Below are 1,296 nucleotides of genomic sequence, written 5' to 3'. Positions count from 1 at the left end.
GGTGAGGTCCTTCTCTGACGTGATGTGAAAGCGCTTGTGGCAGATCCGGCCGAACGTGATTACCGTTGAAGTCGAGGGCGCGATCGCACAATGGCTACGCGACGTGACCGCGTCCTCGTGAGCGTGGAGACGAGTGATGACGACGATCGGTGTCGTTGCCCTGCTGCTGGGCGTCCTGTTGATCGTGGTCGAGGCGCATGCCCCAACCGCGGGGGTGCTCGGTGCGCTCGGAGCACTCATGATCGGTGCGGGCGTCTGGATGCTCTTCACGTCCGACGGTATCGGCCAATCGATCGCGATCCCGGTGACGGCGGGGGTCGCGGTGGTCGGCCTGGGCGTGGTGGCGGTTGCGAGCCGAAAAGCGCTCACCGCGCGCCGCGCGCCCGTGCGTACCGGGACGGAATCTCTTGTCGGCTCCGACGCGACCGTTCGCAGCTGGGCTGGTGCGCAGGGTCAGGTCGAGCTTGACGGCGGATTATGGCGTGCACGAATGGAATTCGGGTACGACGATTCTGTTCCCGCCGTGGGTGAATCCGTCGTCGTAGAGCAGGTTCGAGGCCTGACTCTGAAAGTGCGCCGTCGTGAACCGTGGGAGCTGCCGCTATGACCACCGTGCTTGTCGTCTTGTCCGTGTTTGTCGTGCTGATTGCAGTCCTTGTGGGCATGTCGGTGAGAGTTCTGCGTGAGTACGAGCGCGCGGTGGTGTTCCGCCTCGGTCGACTGATCACCTTGAAGGGTCCTGGCCTGGTCATTCTGGTGCCGGCGATCGATCGCATGGAGCGGGTCAGTCTGCGAACCGTCACGCTGAAAATACCGGTCCAGGAAGTGATCACCCGCGACAACGTTCCGGTGAAGGTTACCGCCGTCACATACTTTCGGGTCGTCGACGCCGACCGTTCGATAGTCGAGGTCGAGGACTTTCTGGCCGCCACCTCGCAGATCGCCCAGACCACACTGCGCTCCATTCTCGGTAAGGCCGAGTTGGACTCGCTGCTGTCCGAACGTGAACGCCTCAACGAGGACTTGCAGAAGGTCATCGACCAGCAGACCGAGCCGTGGGGAGTCAAAGTCACCACCGTGGAGATCAAGGACGTCGAGATCCCAGCCAACATGCAGCGCGCCATCGCCCGGCAGGCTGAGGCCGAACGTGAACGGCGAGCCAAGATCATCAACGCCGACGCCGAATTTCAGGCTTCGGCCAAGCTCGCCGAGGCGGCCGAGGTGATCAGTCGCAATCCGACCACCCTGCAATTGCGTTATCTGCAGACGCTTCACGAGATCGGTAGTGAGAACAAC

At 62.5% G+C, this 1,296-nt stretch carries 2 protein-coding genes; both read left to right on the top strand.

The genetic code is table 11. From position 1 onward, the window contains the following. Nucleotides 1-136 precede the first annotated feature (136 nt). Nucleotides 137-607 carry an NfeD family protein gene (locus tag ABT116_RS47150; protein WP_124567276.1) on the top strand — a complete coding sequence of 157 codons (471 nt, stop codon included), beginning with the start codon at nucleotides 137-139 and terminating at the stop codon, nucleotides 605-607. Continuing rightward, nucleotides 604-1,296 (top strand): slipin family protein (locus tag ABT116_RS47145; protein WP_351647528.1); only part of this gene is annotated, 693 nt, incomplete at its 3' end. The genes ABT116_RS47150 and ABT116_RS47145, both read left to right, overlap by 4 nt.

The organism is Streptomyces sp. NPDC002130, from assembly GCF_040296465.1.
Classification (GTDB): domain Bacteria; phylum Actinomycetota; class Actinomycetes; order Streptomycetales; family Streptomycetaceae; genus Streptomyces.
This window is presented reverse-complemented; position numbering and strand designations above follow the sequence as displayed.